Raw genomic sequence first — 19,193 nt, 5'->3', positions numbered from 1 at the left:
CGCGCCCGTCGACCAGCGCCTTCGCCAACTGCCGTGGCCGAAGCGGGCGTTGGCACTCTCCGGCCACCTGATCCCCTTGAGTCGCCGAGGACCCGGCACTCACTCTGATGACTGGCTTCCGCTCACCGGGCGGAAGCGTTTCCGCGTTCAGGGGAGGACGTCCACCCATGCGAAGACTCCACGCCCTGTGGGCCGTGGCCGGAACGGCCGGACTGCTCGCGGGGGCCATCGCGCCCGCGACAGCCGCCGCCGGTTCCACGGTCCCCACCCACCTCACGGGCCCGAGCACCACCCCACCGCAGACCGTCACCCTCATCACCGGCGACACCGTGACCCTCACCGCCGGACCGGACGGCAGGAACGCCGTCGACGTCCGGCGCGGCAAGGGCCGCGAGGCCGCCACCTTCCTGTCCAGCGAGAAGAACGGCGAGATCAGCGTCCTGCCGGCGGACGCCGTCCCGCTCATCAAGGCGGGCCGCCTCGACCCCGCCCTGTTCAACGTCACCCAGTTGGTGAAGCAGGGCTACACGGACGCGAAGACCGGCTCCACCCCGGTCATCGCGACCTACAGCAAGGGCACCGAGACCCCCGAGGGCACGCGCCGGACGCTGGCGCTGCCCGGGATCGACGGCGCCGCGCTCAGCGCGAAGAAGTCCACGGCCTTCTGGTCGGACATCGCCCCGGCACTCGGCACCGAACCCACCGCGAAGGCCGCGAAGCAACTCGGCGACGGCATCGACAAGCTCTGGCTGGACGCCAAGGTGCAGGCGTCCCTCGACGTGAGCGTGCCGCAGATCGGCGCGCCCGAGGTGTGGAAGGCGGGCTACGACGGCACGGGCGTCGAGGTCGCGGTCCTGGACACGGGCGTGGACACCGGGCACCCGGACCTGGCCGGGAAGATCGCCGGCTCGGAGAGCTTCGTACCGGACGAGACGATTCAGGACGGATTCGGCCACGGTACCCATGTGGCGTCCACGATCGTCGGCTCGGGCGCGGCCTCGGGCGGCCGGTACAAGGGGGTGGCGCCGGGCGCGAAGCTGCTGGTCGGCAAGGTGCTGGACGACACGGGCCACGGCCAGGCCTCCTGGATCATCGCGGGCATGGAGTGGGCGGCGAACTCCGGCGCGAAGATCGTCTCGATGTCGTTGGGCGGTACGGCGTACGGCCCCTCCGACGTGCTCAGTGAGACCGTCGACCAACTGTCGGCGTCCACCGGCACGTTGTTCGTGATCGCGGCCGGCAACGCGGGCCCGGGCGAGCAGACCCTGGGCACCCCGGGCATCGCCGACTCGGCGCTGACGGTGGGCGCGGTCGACAAGTCGGACAAGCTCGCCTCGTTCTCCAGCCGGGGTCCGCGGCCCGGTGACTTCGCGGTCAAGCCGGAGATCACCGCGCCGGGCGTGAACATCACCGCGGCCCGCGCCGCCGGCACCACCATGGGCACTCCGGTCGACGACAACTACACGACGGCCAGCGGCACTTCGATGGCCACCCCGCATGTGGCGGGCGCGGCGGCGCTGGTCGTGCAGGCCCATCCGGACTGGACCGGTGAGCAGATCAAGGAGGCGCTGGCCAGTACGGCGAAGACGAACACCGACGACTCCGTGTTCGAGCAGGGCGACGGCCGGGTCGATGCCGTACGGGCCGTGGAGCAGGATGTCTTCGCGACCTCGACGCTGAGCTTCGGCAGGTTCGAGGACGGTGACAACGGTGTCGCCAGCAAGGACATCACGTACACCAACACCACCGACAACGCGGTGGAGTTGACGCTCTCGTCGTCGCTCGCCGACCTCGCACTGGGCGCGGACACCCTGACCGTGCCCGCGCGGGGCACCGCCACCGTCTCCGTCGGCGTCGACCCGGCGAAGGAATCCCAGGGCCGGTACACGGGCCATGTCACGGCGACCGCCGACGGCGGCGTCCAGGTCACCACGGGCGTCGGCTTCGAGAAGGCGCCGAAGACCTACGACCTCAAGGTCTCGATCGTGGACCGCGAGGGCAACCCGTCCACCGGGGCGTCGCTCTACACGCTCCAGGAGCTGAACGGCGCCTATCCCGACGACTACGGCTTCCTCGGCACCGGCTGGACCTGGCAGGTGCCGGCCGGCACCTACTCCATCGCGACCTGGATCCCGGACCAGGACGGGAGCGGCCTGGCCGTGGGCACGTCGGTGGTCGGCAACCCCGAGATCAAGGTCGACGGCGACACCGCGGTCGTCCTCGACGCCCGCAAGGCGGTGGAGATCAAGCCGAAGACGAAGGAGGACTCCGAGTTCAGGGGCTTCAGCACCAACTGGCACCGGGAGGGGCCGGGCAGCGCCTGGGGCCTCACCTACAGCCAGGGCTGGTGGACCGACCACGTCTATGTGGCGCCGACCCCGCAGGTGACCGTGGGCACCCTGGAATTCTCCGCCAAGTTCCGGCTGTACGCCAAGGAGTTGACGGCGAGCGTCACCGGCCCGGAGAAGACCCCGCTGTCCTCGCTCTACTACTCCCAGACGTACAACGACTTCCCGTTGAAGATCAGCGGTGACCACACCGTCCAGGCGGTGGACGCGGGCGGCGGTACCGAGGCCGACTTCGCGGGGCTCGACGTCAAGGGCAAGGTGGCGGTGGTCGGGCTCGGCGCCACCGAGCGGGCGCAGAGCGCTCTGGACAACGCGACCAAGGCCGGGGCGGGTTACCTCATCGCCTACCGCAAGACACCCGGTTTCTGGATCGAGGCCGTGGACCGGGCGACCACCGTCCCGCTGATGATCGCCACCGGCGAGCAGGGCGCCGGACTGGCCGCCCTGCTGAAGACCGGCAAGAAGGTCACGCTGAAGCTGAGCGGCACACCGGTCAGCCCGTACGTCTACAACCTGCTCGCCGCGCAGAGCGGCGCCATCACCGCGAACCAGACCTACCGCCTGGACAAGTCCAACACCGTTAAGCGGAAGGCCCGTTACTACGGTGGCACGGCCGGCGAGATGGGCGCGGACACCCTGTACACCTTCCGCCCCTGGCAGCTCTTCGGCATCGAGAACAGCGTGTACACGCAGTTGGGCACGGAACGCGACGAGTACTACTACGTCGACCCGGACACCCGCACCTGGCATGTCGTCTATCCGAACTGGAAGGCGTACCGGGGCGAGTGGAGCCCGCTGCGGACCTTCACCGAGGCGGCCACCGAGCCCACCGAGGACTGGCTGCGCCAGGCCGTCCGGCCGGGCAGCAGCGAGGAGTACGGCCTCTCCGTGCGCGACGGCGACGAACTCACCTTCTCCGTACCGGAGTTGAGCGACTCCACGCCGGGCCACTACGGACTTGTCGACGGCGTCGACGCCACCGCGCAGGGCAGTCTCTACGCGGACGGGCAGCTCGTCGGCGACCCGACGCGCGGCGGGTACGGCGTCTTCGACGTCCCGGCGGCCACGTCCTCGTACCGCTTCGATCTGGACGTACAGCGCAAGGCGGCCTGGGCCGCGTACTCCACGAGCACGCACACCGAGTGGACCTTCGCCTCGGCGCACACCGACTCCGCGACGGCACTGCCGCTGCTCACCGTCGGCATCGCACCGAAGGGCCTCGACCTCCTCAACCGGGCCGACGGCAAGCGGGAGTTGACGGTCGGGCTGCCGGTCGCGAACCCGTCGGGGAGCGTCCGGGCGAGCAGTCTGAAGGCGTGGGTCTCCTACGACGACGGCGCGTCCTGGAAAGCGGTGGGTGTCACGAAGGGGGAGGCACGGTTCAGGCCCGCGAAGGGCGCCACGTCGGTGTCGCTGCGCGTGCGGGCCACCGACCGCGACGGCAACGGGATCGACCAGACCGTACTGCGGGCGTTCGGCCTGAAGTGAGCCTGAAATGATCGGGCAGACCGAGCCACGGTAAGGATTCTTAACAATCAAGTTCTACCGTGGCGAGCCATGGTGAACACGGCGCAGGATCCCGCACGACAGACCCCTGCCGCGAGCCCTTGGGCCGCGGTGGGGGTCTCCAACTTCGACGAGCTGGTGTACCGGTCGATTCTCCATCAGCCCGACGCCGGCGCGGTCGGCTGGTCGCTGCTGAGCGGGGCGACCCCGGCCGAGCTGCGCGAGGCCTGCAACCGGCTGCTCACGCTGGGACTGCTCCAACCGCCGGACTCCATGGGCGGGTTACGGGCGGTCGACCCGCGGGTGGCGATCCGTGCGCTGATCCGGCGGCGCGAGACGGAGTCCGAACTGGTCGCCGCCACCGCCGAGGAGATGGCCACCGCGTACGAGGCGGGCCTGCTGCGCGAGGAGCCGTCCCGGCTGATCGAGGTCGCCTCCGGCGAAGGCGCCATCGCGGCCCGCTTGGAGGAGATGTACGCCCGCGCCGAGCACGAGGTGTGTCTCTTCGACACCCCGCCCTATCTCGCCCCGCCCGCACCGCAGGTGGACCTCCAGGCCGATCTGCTCAAGCGCGGGATCGTCTCGCGCGGCATCTACGCGGCGACCGCCCTGGAGGATCCGAACGCCCTGTCCCGTGCCTGGAACATGGTCGAACTCGGCGAGCAGGCCCGGGTGTTGCCGTCCGTGCCGCTCAAACTGCTGGTGGTCGACGGACGCCGGGCCCTGCTCCCGCTGACCTCGTCGGCGGCGGGCGGCTACTGCGCCGTCGTCGTATGGCACTCGGCGGTGACCGAGGCCCTGCAGAAGCTCTTCGAGCTGGCCTGGCAGCAGGCGACCCCGCTCGGCCGGCCCGGGGGGAACGGCGAACTCTCCGAGGACGAGCAGGCGTTGACGCGGCTGCTGGCGGCCGGGCTGAAGGACGAGGCGGTCGCCCGCCATCTGGGAGTCAGCCTGCGCACGCTGCGGAGGCGGGTGAGCGACCTCCAGGAACGGCTCGGGGCGGCGAGCCGCTTCCAGCTCGGCCTGCGGGCGGCGCAGCGCGGCTGGCTGTAGCACAACGGCGGAGGGCCGCACCCCCGTCACCGGGGATGCGGCCCTCAACTGCCGTACCGGAGCCGCTAGTTGCGGATCAGGTTGCGCAGCACGTACTGCAGGATGCCGCCGTTGCGGTAGTAGTCGGCCTCGCCGGGGGTGTCGATGCGGACGACCGCGTCGAACTCCACGCCGGTGTCGGTGGTGACCTTGACCGTGCTCGGGGTGGTGCCGTCGTTCAGCTCGGTGATGCCGGCGACGGAGAAGGACTCCTCGCCGGTCAGACCGAGGGACTCGGCGGTCTGGCCCGCCGGGTACTGGAGCGGGATGACGCCCATGCCGATGAGGTTCGAGCGGTGGATGCGCTCGTAGGACTCGGCGATGACGGCCTTGACGCCGAGGAGCGCGGTGCCCTTGGCGGCCCAGTCGCGGGACGAGCCGGAGCCGTACTCCTTGCCGGCCAGGATGACCAGCGGGATGCCCTGCTCGATGTAGTTGCGCGAGGCGTCGTAGATGAAGGAGACGGGGGCGTCGGCCTGCGTGAAGTCGCGGGTGAAGCCGCCCTCGGTGCCCGGCGCCACCTGGTTGCGCAGGCGGATGTTGGCGAAGGTGCCGCGGATCATGACCTCGTGGTTGCCCCGGCGCGAGCCGTAGGAGTTGAAGTCACGCCGCTCGATGCCGTGCTCGGTGAGGTACTTGCCGGCCGGGGTGTCGGCCTTGATGGCACCGGCGGGCGAGATGTGGTCGGTGGTGACCGAGTCGCCGAGCTTGGCGAGGACGCGGGCGCCGTCGATGTCCGAGACCGGGGTGGTCTCCATCGTCATGCCCTCGAAGTACGGGGGCTTGCGCACGTAGGTCGACTGCGCGTCCCACTCGAAGGTGTTGCCCTCCGGGATGGGCAGCGCCTGCCACTGGGCGTCGCCCGCGAAGACGTCGGCGTAGGACTTGTTGAACATGTCCTCGCCGATGGAGTTCGCGACGACGTCGTTGACCTCGGCCTCGGTCGGCCAGATGTCCTCGAGGTAGACCGGCTTGCCGTCCTGGTCGACGCCGAGCGCGTCCTTGGTGATGTCCACCTTCATGGAGCCCGCGAGGGCGTACGCGACGACCAGCGGCGGGGACGCCAGGTAGTTCATCTTGACGTCGGGGTTGATCCGGCCCTCGAAGTTGCGGTTGCCGGAGAGCACCGAAGTGACGGCCAGGTCATGGTCGTTGACGGCCTTGGAGACCTCCTCGGGCAGCGGGCCCGAGTTGCCGATGCAGGTGGTGCAGCCGTAGCCGACGAGGTTGAAGCCGACCTTGTCGAGGTAGGGGGTGAGCCCCGCCTTGTCGAAGTAGTCGGTGACGACCTTGGAGCCGGGCGCGAGGGTGGTCTTGACCCAGGGCTTCCGCGTCAGACCCTTCTCCACGGCCTTCTTCGCGACGAGCGCGGCGGCGACCATGACGTACGGGTTCGAGGTGTTGGTGCAGGAGGTGATGGCCGCGACCGTCACCGCGCCGTGGTCCAGCTCGTAGGTCGAGCCGTCGGGGGCGGTGACCGTGACGGGGTTGCTCGGCACACCGTTGCTGGCGGCCGGGGAGTCGGAGGCCGGGAAGGACTCCTTGCCCGCCTCGTCGTCGTCGGCGACGTAGTTGCGCACGTCGCTCTTGAACTGCTCGGAGGCGTTCGCCAGGACGATGCGGTCCTGCGGGCGCTTCGGTCCTGCGATCGACGGGACGACCGTCGAGAGGTCCAGCTCCAGCTTCTCGGAGAAGTCGGGCTCGGCGGCCGGGTCCAGCCAGAGGCCCTGCTCCTTGGCGTACGACTCGACGAGCGCGACCTGCTGCTCGTCGCGGCCGGTCAGGCGCAGGTACTTCAGGGTCTCGTCGTCGATCGGGAAGATCGCGGCGGTGGAACCGAACTCCGGCGACATGTTGCCGATGGTGGCGCGGTTCGCGAGGGAGGTGGCGGCGACGCCCTCGCCGTAGAACTCGACGAACTTGCCGACCACGCCGTGCTTGCGGAGCATCTCGGTGATGGTCAGCACGAGGTCCGTGGCGGTGGTGCCCGGGGTCAGCTCGCCCGTGAGCTTGAAACCGACGACACGCGGGATGAGCATCGAGACCGGCTGGCCGAGCATCGCGGCCTCGGCCTCGATGCCGCCGACGCCCCAGCCCAGCACACCGAGGCCGTTGACCATCGTGGTGTGCGAGTCGGTGCCGACCAGGGTGTCGGGGTACGCCTGGCCGCCTCGGACCATGACCGTGCGGGCCAGGTGCTCGATGTTGACCTGGTGGACGATGCCGGTGCCCGGCGGGACGACCTTGAACTCGTCGAACGCGGTCTGGCCCCAGCGCAGGAACTGGTAGCGCTCGCGGTTGCGGCCGTACTCCAGCTCGACGTTCTGCGCGAACGCCTCGTGGGTGCCGAACTTGTCCGCGATGACGGAGTGGTCGATGACCAGCTCGGCCGGCGCGAGGGGGTTGATCTTCGCCGGGTCGCCGCCCAGCTCCTTGACGGCCTCACGCATGGTGGCGAGGTCGACGACGCAGGGCACGCCGGTGAAGTCCTGCATGATCACGCGGGCCGGCGTGAACTGGATCTCCTGCGACGGCTGGGCCTGCGAGTCCCAGGTGCCGAGGGCGCGGATGTGGTCGGCGGTGATGTTCGCGCCGTCCTCGGTGCGGAGCAGATTCTCCAGCAGGACCTTAAGGCTGTAGGGGAGCCGGGCCGAGCCCTCCACCTTGTCCAGGCGGAAGATCTCGTACGACTCGTCGCCGACCTGCAGCGTGCTGCGGGCGTCGAAGCTGTTCGCCGACACGACAGTCTCCTTCATTGATGTGCGCGTTCCCACCGCATCCTGCCGCTACGACGTCCTGGCCGATCCGCTAAGGTAAGGCTAAGTTAGGCAAGCCTTACTGCTGGGTCCGGCGGAGTGTGCGGCTGCGGTGCACCTCGGCAGATATCTCGATGTCGAGATAACTCTAGTACATGGGGGCGGGCTGGTCATGCCCGGACCTCTCTCAGCCTTCCGCGGACGGCCGTGAACGAGTGACGGTGACCAAGCGGCTCAGGACGGGAAGCACGGCTCGCAGGTCGCCGCCGTCCACCGTGGCGGTCGCCGCCGCCCGCGCTCCCGCCGAGGCGTTGAACGCCACGCTCAACCCGACGGACGCGAACAGCGGCAGGTCGGAGCGGCTGTCCCCGACGGCTCCGCACGAGCGGAGGGTCGACCCCAGCTCTCGCGCCTGCGCGAGGGCGAAATCCCGTTTGCCGTACTCGTCGAAGTGACGGGCGACCCGGCCCGTGAACCGGCCGTCCGCGGTCTCCAGCCGAGGTCCGCTGAACGCGTGGAAGCCGAATCGGTCGGCCAGGTGGCTGCCGACCGGCGACCAGGCGAGGGTCGCCAGCACGGGCACCAGTTTGTTCCGCCGGCACCAGGCCACGGTCTCCGTGATGCCCGAGACCAAGGGAAGCCCGTCGAGCCGGCCGGAGACCTGCTCTTCGGGCACGCCCGCCCAACCCGCGGCATCCAGCTCGGAAACCTGCCGATTGTCCAGGGCGCCGGAGGCATAGGCGTCCTCGGCCTCGGCCAACTCGTCCCGATGACCAAGGAAGCCGGCCAGGAAAACCGACGAACTCGTACCGGGGACGAGGGTGCCGTCGACATCGAAGAAGACGGCGCCCACAGGATCGGATGAGAACACCGGCCAAGGATCCCACCAGCACGCGCGGCGATCCGGCGGCACACCGATCGAGGTGCCGCTTGCCGCCGCCCGGTCTCAGCCCTGGCCCTTGCGGTACTGCTGGAACAGCGCCAGGGCCGCTACCGACGGAGCGTCCTTGAACCGGCCTTCGGCGATCAGCCGCCACACGTCCGCCTCGGAGAACCAGCGGCTGATCAAGCCGGCTTCCTCGTCGTCCGGGTGAGGTTCGCCACGGGTGAGATCCGTGGCGAGAATGACGTGAAACCCCTGGTCGCAGTATCCATAGGCCTCGAAGAGGTGCCCCAGGGGCGTCATCGTCCGAGCGGACAGGCCCGTCTCCTCCGCGAGTTCACCGCGCGCCAAGTCCAGCGGGTCCGCGTCCGGTCTGTCTTCCCACGCGCCCTGAGGGAACTCCCAATAGCGGGCCTTCACCGGATACCGGTACTGCTCAACGAGGTGGAAGCCCCCGTCCTCATGCGGAACGATCAGCGCGAAGTCGGGTTTGTGCACCACGCCGTACAAGCCCTCCGCGCCGTCGTGACGCACCGTCCTGTCCTCGCGAACGGTCATCCAGCGGTTCCGGTAGACCACGGTCGAGCTGGTGGCCGTGAGCTCGTGCCCGGGCAACGACGCGTCGGAGATCATGCCTCGACGCTAGCCCCACCTCTCCCGCCGCCATACCCGCGCGACTTCGGGGTACCCGGTGCGAGACGAAAGGGGGCGGGATGCCGCTCACGTTCCGCAAGAGTTTCCGGATCCTTCCTTGGCTTCGGCTGAACATCAACAAGGGGTCCATGTCGTTCACCACGGGTGGCAAGCGCGGCCCGCGGTACACACGCAGCACCACAGGACGTCGTACGACATCGATGGATTTGCCCGGGCCTTTCGGGTGGCGCAAGACGCGCACCAAGAAGGACGACTGACCGGCCGTCACCCTAACGGCCCCCTCAAGAGGCGCCATCTCATATCTGAGATAACCTCGGCCTCATGGCAGACGACTACCTCGTACGTATCGGCAAGCTCATCCGTGACGCCCGGCAGCATCGGGGCTGGACACAGACACAGCTCGCCGAGGCGCTCGGCACCAGTCAGAGCGCCGTCAACCGCATCGAGCGCGGCAACCAAAACATCAGCCTTGAGATGATCGCTCGAATCGGTGAAGCACTGGACAGCGAAATCGTCTCACTGGGCTATGCCGGTCCGATGCATCTCAGGGTGGTCGGCGGTCGTCGGCTGTCCGGCGCCATCGACGTGAAGACCAGCAAGAACGCATGCGTGGCACTGCTGTGCGCCTCGCTCCTCAACAAGGGGCGCACAGTGCTGCGCCGGGTCGCGCGGATCGAGGAGGTGTACCGCCTTCTGGAGGTACTCGGCTCGATCGGCGTCCGCACCCGCTGGATCAACGACGGCGTGGACCTGGAGATCGTGCCGCCGGCCGAGCTGGAGATGGCCGCGATCGACGCGGAGGCCGCCAAGCGCACGCGCTCGATCATCATGTTCCTCGGCCCGCTGCTGCACCGCATGGACAGCTTCAAGCTGCCGTACGCGGGCGGTTGCGACCTCGGCACGCGCACCATCGAGCCGCACATGATCGCGCTGCGCCGCTTCGGGCTCGACATCGCCGCGACCGAGGGCCTCTACCACGCGCAGGTCGACCGGTCCGTCTCCCCCGACCGGCCGATCGTGCTGACCGAGCGCGGCGACACCGTTACCGAGAACGCGCTGCTCGCCGCCGCCCGCCACGACGGCGCCACGGTCATCCGCAACGCGTCCTCCAACTACATGGTCCAGGACCTCTGTTTCTTCCTGGAGGCGCTCGGCGTACGGGTCGAGGGCATCGGCACCACCACGCTCACCGTGCACGGCGTGCCCACCATCGACGTCGACGTGGACTACTCCCCCTCCGAGGACCCGGTCGAGGCGATGAGCCTGCTGGCCGCCGCCGTCGTCACCGAGTCGGAGCTGACGGTCCGCCGGGTGCCCATCGAGTTCCTGGAGATCGAGCTCGCGGTCCTGGAGGAGATGGGCCTCGACCACGACCGCACGCCCGAGTACGTCGCGGACAACGGCCGTACCCGCCTGGTGGACCTCACGGTCCGGCCCTCCAAACTGGAGGCGCCGATCGACAAGATCCACCCGATGCCGTTCCCCGGCCTGAACATCGACAACGTGCCGTTCTTCGCGGCCATCGCGGCGGTCGCGCAGGGGCAGACCCTCATCCACGACTGGGTCTACGACAACCGCGCGATCTACCTCACGGACCTCAACCGCCTCGGCGGCCGTCTCCAACTCCTCGACCCGCACCGCGTGTTGGTCGAGGGCCCGACCCGCTGGCGGGCCGCCGAGATGATGTGCCCGCCGGCGCTGCGGCCCGCGGTGGTCGTCCTGCTCGCGATGATGGCGGCGGAGGGCACGTCCGTGCTGCGCAACGTGTATGTCATCAACCGCGGTTACGAGGATCTGGCGGAGCGGCTCAACTCCGTCGGGGCGCAGATCGAGATCTTCCGGGACATCTAGCTTCCATACGGGGCATCTGAGGGCGACTTGGCTGCCCAGAGTGCCATGGTGCCGCCGTGCCTTGACCGGTGCGGCGGCACCGCCGTGTTCAGCGGGTGCTCCACTTCTGGTTGTCCTGGCCGTTGCAGTCCCAGAGTTGGAGCCGGGTGCCGTTGGCGGTTCCCTGGTCCTTGACGTCCACGCACTTGTTGGCCTGCGGATTGACCAGGTCGTTGCTGGAGTTGAGGCGGAACTGCTGGGCCGGGTTGCCGCTGCACACCGCGATCTGGATCACCGCGCCGTTCGCCGACGAGCCCCAGGCGACGTCCATGCACAGGCCCATCGAGCGGATCGTGCCGTCCGAACGGAAGTCCCACTTCTGCCAGTTCTTGCCGGTGCAGCTGTTGATCTGCAGCGGCGAACCGTCGGCGCCCTTGTGACCCACCATCTCGATGCACTTGTTGGAGGCGTGGCTGTAGATGGTGGTGCCGGGCGCGGTGGTCACCGTCTTGGTGGCCGTGGCCTTGGTCGTGGTGGACTTCTTCTTCGTACTCCCGCCGGAGGACGTCTTCTTGGGAGCCTGGGCGGAACTGCCCGCGATCACCCCGGCACCGGAACCGGCACCGGCGGCCGCCGCTCCCCCACCGTTCTTCACCGTGTTGTTCTTGCCGCCGCCCGTCGTGTGAGTGGGGGTCGGCTTCGGCGAGGCCGGGTCCGGGCTGGCCGAACCGTAGGCGCCGGCACCGATGTTCGTCGTCGCGCCGTTCAACACGGTTCCCGCGTCGGCCACTTGCTCCGACGGCTTCCCGTCCGAACTCGACCGGCCGAGCAGGCCGGACACCAGGAACGGCACGCCGATCAGCAGCGCACCGGCTATCGCGGCGCCGGCGAGGAGCCCTCGGGAGGGGCGGCCGAAGGCGGGGGCCGCAACGGCGGTGCCTTCGTCGGATCCGGAACCTGCTCCGGATTCCGACGATGCTCCGATCGCGGTGGCGGCCAGGGCGTCGGGGTCCGGGTCCGGGTCGGAGGCAGACGCGGATGCGGAGGCGGATGCAGAGGCGGGGTCGGCGTGGTGGTCCGGTTCCGGTTCCGGTTCCGGTTCCGCTGCCGGATCTGCGGCTTCGTCGGCGCCGACGCCGATACCGGCTCCGGCTCCGGCTCCGGCTCCGGATCCGGCTCCGACACCGGCTTCCCCGGTCACGCCCGCGCCGGTGGACGGGAGTTGGGCCGGGGCCGCGAGTGCCGCTTCCGCCTGCGCCGCGGTCTCCGAGGCGCCGGCCGTCGTCTCACCGCTGGTCGGCGGGAGTGCCGTTCCGGTCTCGGGGGCGCCGCCCGTGGTGGTGTCCGGGGCCGGGGCGGGCTCCGTCCCGCCCGTCGCTGCCTGGTGCTGCGGGCTGTTCTTGCCGGACATGCTGTTCCTTCCAGAGAGATGATCGGATGACGACCGGTCAGTTGTCGTCCGGGGCGGGCGGGTTGACCGAGAACCGGTTGCCGTCGAAGTAGAGGGTCAGTGGGGTGCCGTCGGCCGGGCCGAACCGGTCGGTGCGGCCGTCGGGGCCGAGCACCTGGACCGGTCGCCCGGTGCCCCGTGCGACCAGGGCCGCCAAGGTGGACACGTAGACGAGGGTGTCATCGGGTCGGGCCAGTACCAGGGCGAGGCGCGCGGGGTCGTCCAGTCCGGCCTCCGCGACGGTCACCGTGCCGTTCTGGAGGATCGACTGGGCGCGCAACTCCTCGGTGAGGGCGCCGATTTCCGCCAGTGCGCCGGTCGGCACCGAGGTGTCCCGGGCCGGGAGCGCCGCGTCGTCGGGGGCACCGTGCGCCGCCACGTCGGCCCGGGCCCAGGTGAGGAGGGCGGTGTGGGGATCGCGGGTGCGGGGCCAGGTGGGGGCGCCGGCGCCGGACGCGGCGGTGCCGGGGGCGGTGAGCAACTGGGCCAGTGAGCGGGCGAACGTCTCCGGGCCCTGCGCCCGCGATACGGCGGGGCGGTAGCGGGCACCGCCTCCGGAGCCTCCTTCGCGCCGGGCGTTCGCGTCGTCGCCGTCGTCACCGTCGCCGTCGCCGTCGTCCCCATTGCCCTCGTCGTTCCCGTTGTCCTCGTCGTCGCCCTCGAACTCCTCGTCGGTGCCGTTCTCGGCTCCGTCCGGCCGGAACTCCGGTTCCTGGGGCGCCACTTCGGCCTCGGGCTCGACCTCCGGTTCGTTCTCCGGCTCCTCCCTCAGTTCGGCCATCGGGCCGGCGCCGATGCGGGCCGGTGTCGGGCGGGGGGTGCGGCGCGGCCAGGTCGCCGGGGTGGCGGCCAGGGAGCCGGTCGTCAGGAGTGCCGTGCCGTCGCCCGCCGCCGCTCGCTCGGCCTCCAGGACAGCCACGACATCGCCGAGGTCCCGCTGCGCGTGGCGCTGCCGGGCCGCCTGCCGGGCCTGTTCGGCGAGCGCGTCGGTGATCTCCAGGCCGAGGGCGTCCAAGGCCTCCTGGGCCGCGTCCCGCGCGGCGACCGTCCGGTCGTGGAGTGCGGTGGCGGCGGTGAGCGCGGCCTGGGCCGTGCGGTCCGTCGCGGTCGCCGTCGTGACGAGGTTCCGGGCCCGGGTCAGGGCGTCGGCGGCGGTACGGGCGGCGTCCTGGGCCAGGCCGAGCCGGCCCCTGGTGTCGTCGGCGGCGTGCCGGGCGGTCTCGACGGCGCGGTCCGCCGCCGCGGCCGCCGTCAGCGCCTGGTCCAGCGCACGCTGTGCCCGGTTCCGGCGCGACTCACTCCGGGCGAGGGAACTCGGGCCGTCCGAGCCGGAGTTGCCCTCGCCGCGAGTCGAACTCCCGCCCTGCGCAGCCGAGTCGGCCGGCTGCCGGGCGGCCCGTTCCGCCGCTTCGCGCGCGGCCTCCGTCGCCTCTCGTACGGCCTCCCGCGCCGCCCCCAGTTCTCCCTCTGCCGTCCGGACCGCCTCGTGGAACTCCTCCGTCGCCCGGGTCGCGGCCGTCACCCGCTCGGTCCGGTCCTGGAGGTCCGTGCTCAACTCCGTTACACGGGCCCGTCGTTCCCGATCGAGCTCGGCGGCGTCCGTGGCAGCCCGCTCGGCGAGGACGAGTTCGCCGGCGGCGGTGTCCGCGGCGGCGCGGGCGTCGGTCACGTCCCGTTCCGCCTGTGCCACCGGCGGCCTCGCCTCCTCCAGCGCGCGTCGGGCCTCCGGCATCCCCTCCTGGAGCTGGGCCTCCTGCACCCGGGCGTCGTCCTCCGCCTGCCCGGCCGCCTCCAGCATCCGGATCTGATCGCGTACGGCCCGCCAGCCGAGGTCGTGCGCGGCGTCGCCCTGACTCGCGCCGTCCCCGCCCCGGACACCGCGACCCGAGCCGCCCCGACCCCCGCTGCTCGGGCCCGCACTGCTCGGGCCCCGGTCCTCCGGCTCCTCGTCGCGCAGCCCCGCGTCGCGCTCCTCCACCCCCGGTGTCGTCTCCGGGTTCCCGTTCACGTCGAACCGGCGGAAGCGCACGCCCTCGCCGTCGCGCAGGGCGAGTTCGACGGGCCGCCGTAGCCGCACGGCCGTACCCGAAGCGGCGTACAGGGCGCGGGCCGTCTGTTCCGCGCTGCCGTCCGTGGCCAGCCAGAGTTGGAGCATGGGGTCGGTGTCGGGTGCCGGGTCCTGGGCCGTCTCGATGCCGCGGGCCAGCAGGGTCGGGAGGTCGCGGAGCGACACCGTGCGCCAGTCGCGCAGGACGTCGTCCGCGCGGCCGTCCTGGGCCTGGGCGTCGGCTGCCGCGCGGGTCACGGACGCGCCGTCGTACACGCCCGGGTCGGTGCGCGGGGTGGTGACGCCGTGGCCGAGGAGGTCGCGCTCCAGGGGGCGCAGCCGGACCGTGCCGGACACGTACCGGGTGCCGTTCGGGCCGTGGACGGTGAGCAGCGCGTCGGCGAGGATCTCGTGGCTGCGGGTGCCGCGCGAGCCCTCCGGGGTGCTCGTGTTGCCGTGCTTGAGCCACTCGCGGCGGATGCCGGCGACACCCGCGCCCACGCCCGGGTCCTGCGCCTGGCGCGCCAGTACCGGCACGGTGAAGCCGAGCAGTTGGCGGTTGGAGTCGTCGGCGCTGAAGCCGCCCTGCGCCGAGAGACTCCCGGTGATGCCCGCGTGCGAGGAGGAGCCCGCGCTGAACGTGCTGAGCCGCACCCGGTCCACCGTCACATCGCCGGTGTCGGTCACCGGACGCGGCCGGTACAGCTCCACGGTGAGCCGGGGCGGGGTGCCGGGGGCGCCCTGGAACGGGCGGGCGCCCGGCATCGTGGTGGTGAGGCCGCCCGGGCCGCGCGGGTGGTCCAGCGAGACGGTGCCCGCCTGGAGGAGTTCGCCGATCCGTACGGCGGTGGTGTCCGCGGAGTCGGAAGCGGCCAGCGACTGCCAGGAGTTGGTCAGGGCCGGGGCCACCTCGCCGAGCGCGGCGGCGAGTTCGGTGCCCGCGTCGAAGCCGAAGACCGGTGCGGGGCCGCCCGGTGTGAAGCGGCGCCCGGTCGCCGTCGGCCGGCGCTCCGCCCGGCCGGCCGTCAACTGCCTCTCGGCCGGGGCGGGTTCGGCGGTCTCGCTGCCGGTGAAGCGCAGCGCGGCGGTGGCGTGCACCGTCGTGGTGCGGGTCGGGCGGCCGAGGAAGAGGTGGGCGACGCGGTGGGCGAGCGGGGTGTTGGCGTCGGTCAGGCTGAGCACGCCGTGCTGGAACACGCTGCCCGGCAGGTCCACCAGCCAGTCGGCGGTCACCGTGGACCGTACGGTGGCGGTGATCCGGTACGGGACGCCGTCGAAGTCGGCGACGTTGTCGGTGCGCAGCCAGTACCGGTCCTCGGCGGCGCGGGTCACCCGTGCCGAGTTGCCGCGCACCGTGTCGGCGCTGAGCAGAGCGCCCGCCCGGTCGGTGCGGGGGCCGCCGGTGGGCCTGGGGAGCCGGGTCTGGAACTGGACGAACCCGGCGTGCCGGGTGGTGTCGGCGGTCCGGTCGGTCACCGAGGACGGGGTGTGGCCGTGGTACTGCTCGATGCCGGAGCCCGCTGCCGCCGGGTGGCCGCGCAACTGTCGTAGCGCGTGGTCGTCGGCGTCCGGCCGGGCCGCGAGGGTGACCTCGACGAGGCGGGCGCCGCCGTAGCCGACGTGCCGGAAGCGGAAGCGCTGGACGCGGCCGGGGCCGCGACCCGCCAGGGTGCGCAGGCCGGCCGTGGAGGTGAGGTCCGCGATGCGGGTGGCCACGCCCGAGAGGTACGACGCGTGGCCCGGCCGGGTCGTGCCGGGCGCGTCCTCCTCGATGAGGGTGAGGAGTTGGGCGCGCAGCAGGTCGGGGCGCAGCACCGTGCGGGTGGCGTCGGTGTACTGGTCCATCGCCTGGACGCTGCCGAGGCCCACCTCGCGGGAGGCGACGAAGCGGCGCGGCAGCGGCACGGAGCCCGGTACCGGGGCGGGCACGGTGAGTCCGGGCACGGTCGTGAACCATGCGGCGTGGCGCCGGATCTGCGCCGGGGTGGCCAGGAACCGTACGGCGTCCGGGAGTTCGACCGCCACCGTCACGGCGCGGCCCTCGCCCTGCCCGAGCGCGTTGCCGACGGCGTTGCGCCGGCCGCGCCGGAAGGTGACCAGCAGGAGCGCGTCGGCCGTGATGCGGTGCTGGGCGCCGGCCTCGGTGGCCGTGCGGTTGACGACCGTCGAGGAGGCCAGCGCCCGTGACAGATCGGTGCGGGTGGTGCGGGTGTAGCGGGCCGAGGGGTTGAGGCTCGCCCGGCGGGGCGCGGAACCGGTCGTGGCGGCGCCCTCCTGCTGTGCCGGTTCGTCGGCGCGGCGGTGCATCGTGCCGCCCTCGCCCAGGCCTCCGATGTCGCCGTCGTTGCCCGCGGCCTGGTCGGAGCCCGGGGTCTGGACCGAGGAGCTGTTGCGGACCGCGGTGACGCCGCCCGCCCACTGCGCGGCGCCGGCCACCCCGCGCTGCTGTCCGGCGCCGTCGGCCGCGCTGAGCCCGGACTCGAAGTACTGGGTGATGGCGCCCGACGCGTGCGGTCGGCGCAGGGTGCCCCTGATCTCCACCGACAGCACCTCGTCCGCGGCGAGCCCGGGCAGGGTGAGGCCCTCGACCACGTACGCGCCCTTGAACACCTGGTGGCCGCGGGCCAGCAGGGCGGCGGGGCTGCGGGCGGCGGTCAGCATCTCCGCCGTCACGGTGGTCGGGTCGGTGGCCGCGGCGCCGGCCAGCGACTCGCCCACAGCACGCCCGACACGCGCCACCGGAGCCGGAGTTCGATCCACGACCGCGTCCCGTACGCCGTCCAGCAGACCGCGCGCCGGATGCCCCTGGTAGGTGTTGCCGAGCACCGCGCGGAACGCGTCGTCCAGCGCGGCCGACCCCCGGAACACCTCCACCATCGCGTCGTCCGGCAGCGGCACCGAGTCGGGCAGCGGGCCGCCGTGCTCGTCGGTCAGGTCGAGCAGCGTGCGGTCGGCGGCGGTGGCGGCCCGCACGGTGTGCGCGGCGGGCGCCGCCGGGACGGGTTCGTCGGCCGGCAGCGTGCGGTGCGTCGGCACCGACAGCCGCAGCACGCCCGGCACCCGGTCCGGCGGCGGGGGCGCGGGCGGGTCGTTCGGGCCGGGCGGCGGGGCGCCGTGCGGGACGTACGGCTCCTGGACCGTCTCGTGCGCGAACCGCACCAGGGGCTCTTCCCCCGGTCCCTCGTACAGGTCGAGCGACAACTCCGCCGGCACCTCGAACACCTCGCTGCGCTGCCCCGCCCCGCTGCCGATGAACTGCTGGTCGTGCCCGAGGGACACCTGCACGCTGTTGTCGTGCTGCACCTGGTGGGAGCGCACATGGTCGCCGGTGCCGCCGAGGGTCCACGCGCCGCCGCGCACCGGCACTCCGAACGAACCGCCGGCGCCGTACGACGCCCCGTACTGCGACCCGTTCTGGTCGGTGGCCACCGTCGACAGCGAGGCCAGACCGATGCCCTGCACATCGGGCAGCACCGTGGTGTGGGTGCTCTCGCCGTCGCCGCGCACCGCGCTGAGCACGAGCCGCACCCGGCGGGTGCCGCTCACGGTCGGGATCTCCAGGAAGAGCGGGTGACCGCCGTCCAGCATGGCGTCCGTCGCGGCCCGCTGCCCCACCTGGGACCGGGTCTGCTCGAACCTGCGCAGGTTGTTCAACTGGGCCTGCACCAGCGCCTCGTCGGGCAGCACGCGGTTGCGCGCGTTGGTGTCGGCGGGCAGGAAACCCTCGCGGCGCAGCCAGTTCTCGGCGTGCACGAAGAGGGGCTCGGCGCCGTCCACGCCCAGCGGTGTGGCCGTGGTGCCGATCGACCGCAGATGCTCCAACTCCACGGGGAGGCGCCGTAGTTCGTCGGCCGTCGGGGCATGCCCCTGGGCGTCCTCGGCGGTCAGCAGCCGCAGATGCATACCGCGCGGCCAGTCACCCGGATCGAAGGTCCGCCGTCCGCCGCCCGGCAGATGCAGCACCAGTGTGTGCCGCACCTGGGCAGGCGCCAGCAGATGGCTGCGGTTGGTGCGCACCGCGTGCATCAGTGCCGCGCTGCCGCTCTGGGTCAGCGCGTCGCTGGTGCCAGCCTGGACCGAGGCCCGTCCCAGCACACCGCCGCCGGGCCGCCGTGACGCGTCCGGGTGCCCCTCCGTGTGGTCGCCGGTGAGTGCCGGACCGGCACTCCCGGACAGGGACACACCACTGCTGTACTTCGACTGGGCGTCGATCTTCACCACCTGCGTCAGATGGCTCTCCAGGTTGATCTTCCCGGGGACGCTCCGTCGCAGCGGCTCCCCCACCTCCACCTCGGTCGACAACTGGAACATGCCGACCGCACGCCCCGAACCGTCCAGCAGCACCGGCGAGAAGACACCCCGGTCCCGCTGCATCGGCAGGGTGCCCCGCAGCAACGGCTCCGACAGGAATGTCTCCAGTTCCGCCAGGGAGTCCTTGTCCAGGTTCCGCAGCGGCGCGACGAAGTGCTGCAACGCCTCCGCGAGCAGCCGCCCCGGCTCCGCCACCGTGTCCACGCCCCACACCGGCAGATCGTCCAGACCCGCCGCCTCCGGCAACTCCCCTTCCTCGTCCCACGCCAGATGCTGCGGGAACCAGAAGGTCACCGGCCCGTGCGACTGCGGCGCC

The 19,193-nt window shown here is 71.7% G+C and carries 9 protein-coding genes (1 of these 9 running past the window's edge); 4 read left to right on the top strand and 5 right to left on the bottom strand.

Annotated features, from left to right (window positions below):
- Positions 1-167 precede the first annotated feature (167 nt).
- Positions 168-3,836: a S8 family serine peptidase gene (locus OG223_RS39440; protein ID WP_329259452.1), complete on the top strand. Its 3,669-nt coding sequence runs from the start codon at positions 168-170 to the stop codon at positions 3,834-3,836.
- Between the two features lie 69 nt (positions 3,837-3,905).
- A complete protein-coding gene (locus OG223_RS39435) occupies positions 3,906-4,907 on the top strand; it encodes a response regulator transcription factor (protein ID WP_329259449.1) in 1,002 nt (333 codons plus the stop codon).
- Between the two features lie 65 nt (positions 4,908-4,972).
- Here OG223_RS39435 and acnA read toward each other — a convergent pair whose 3' ends face one another.
- From acnA to OG223_RS39420, 3 genes are all read right to left on the bottom strand, one after another.
- Positions 4,973-7,687, bottom strand: coding sequence for an aconitate hydratase AcnA (gene acnA, locus OG223_RS39430; protein ID WP_329259446.1), 2,715 nt, complete (start codon positions 7,685-7,687; stop codon positions 4,973-4,975).
- Positions 7,688-7,889: 202 nt separating this feature from the next.
- The gene (locus tag OG223_RS39425) at positions 7,890-8,573 is read right to left on the bottom strand and encodes an HAD family hydrolase (RefSeq protein WP_329259444.1); all 684 of its coding nucleotides are present in this window, start codon (positions 8,571-8,573) and stop codon (positions 7,890-7,892) included.
- Between the two features lie 75 nt (positions 8,574-8,648).
- On the bottom strand, positions 8,649-9,218 hold the full coding sequence (locus tag OG223_RS39420) for an NUDIX hydrolase (protein ID WP_329259441.1): 570 nt from the start codon (positions 9,216-9,218) through the stop codon (positions 8,649-8,651).
- An 80-nt stretch (positions 9,219-9,298) separates the two neighbouring features.
- On the opposite strand from OG223_RS39420, the gene OG223_RS39415 reads away from it, so the two are divergent.
- Positions 9,299-9,496 (top strand): DUF4236 domain-containing protein, encoded by a 198-nt coding sequence (locus OG223_RS39415; protein WP_329259438.1) that lies wholly within the window; start codon positions 9,299-9,301, stop codon positions 9,494-9,496.
- A gap of 64 nt (positions 9,497-9,560) precedes the next feature.
- Entirely contained in the window at positions 9,561-11,090 is a 1,530-nt protein-coding gene (locus OG223_RS39410) for a helix-turn-helix domain-containing protein (RefSeq protein WP_329259436.1), read from the top strand.
- Between the two features lie 88 nt (positions 11,091-11,178).
- Here OG223_RS39410 and OG223_RS39405 read toward each other — a convergent pair whose 3' ends face one another.
- Complete coding sequence (locus OG223_RS39405) at positions 11,179-12,480, bottom strand: RICIN domain-containing protein (RefSeq protein ID WP_329259434.1); 1,302 nt, start codon at positions 12,478-12,480, stop codon at positions 11,179-11,181.
- Positions 12,481-12,517: 37 nt separating this feature from the next.
- A protein-coding gene (locus OG223_RS39400; protein ID WP_329259432.1) for a hypothetical protein crosses the window boundary here: on the bottom strand, positions 12,518-19,193 show its final stretch. The gene runs 38,813 nt beyond the window's last position; only the last 6,676 of its 45,489 coding nucleotides appear in the window; the start codon falls outside the window, past its right edge; its stop codon occupies positions 12,518-12,520.

The organism is Streptomyces sp. NBC_01478 (assembly GCF_036227225.1).
Lineage (GTDB): Bacteria > Actinomycetota > Actinomycetes > Streptomycetales > Streptomycetaceae > Streptomyces.
The sequence above is the reverse complement of the archived record's forward strand: the minus strand, read 5'-3'. Positions and strand labels throughout refer to the sequence as shown.

What these genes read in the sequence shown, in the direction of transcription:
- OG223_RS39440 (WP_329259452.1), top strand. Translation starts at nt 168, where the DNA reads ATGCGAAGACTCCACGCCCTGTGGGCCGTGGCCGGAACGGCCGGACTG.
- OG223_RS39435 (WP_329259449.1), top strand. Translation starts at nt 3,906, where the DNA reads ATGGTGAACACGGCGCAGGATCCCGCACGACAGACCCCTGCCGCGAGC.
- OG223_RS39420 (WP_329259441.1), bottom strand. Translation starts at nt 9,218, where the DNA reads ATGATCTCCGACGCGTCGTTGCCCGGGCACGAGCTCACGGCCACCAGC.
- OG223_RS39415 (WP_329259438.1), top strand. Translation starts at nt 9,299, where the DNA reads ATGCCGCTCACGTTCCGCAAGAGTTTCCGGATCCTTCCTTGGCTTCGG.
- OG223_RS39410 (WP_329259436.1), top strand. Translation starts at nt 9,561, where the DNA reads ATGGCAGACGACTACCTCGTACGTATCGGCAAGCTCATCCGTGACGCC.
- OG223_RS39405 (WP_329259434.1), bottom strand. Translation starts at nt 12,480, where the DNA reads ATGTCCGGCAAGAACAGCCCGCAGCACCAGGCAGCGACGGGCGGGACG.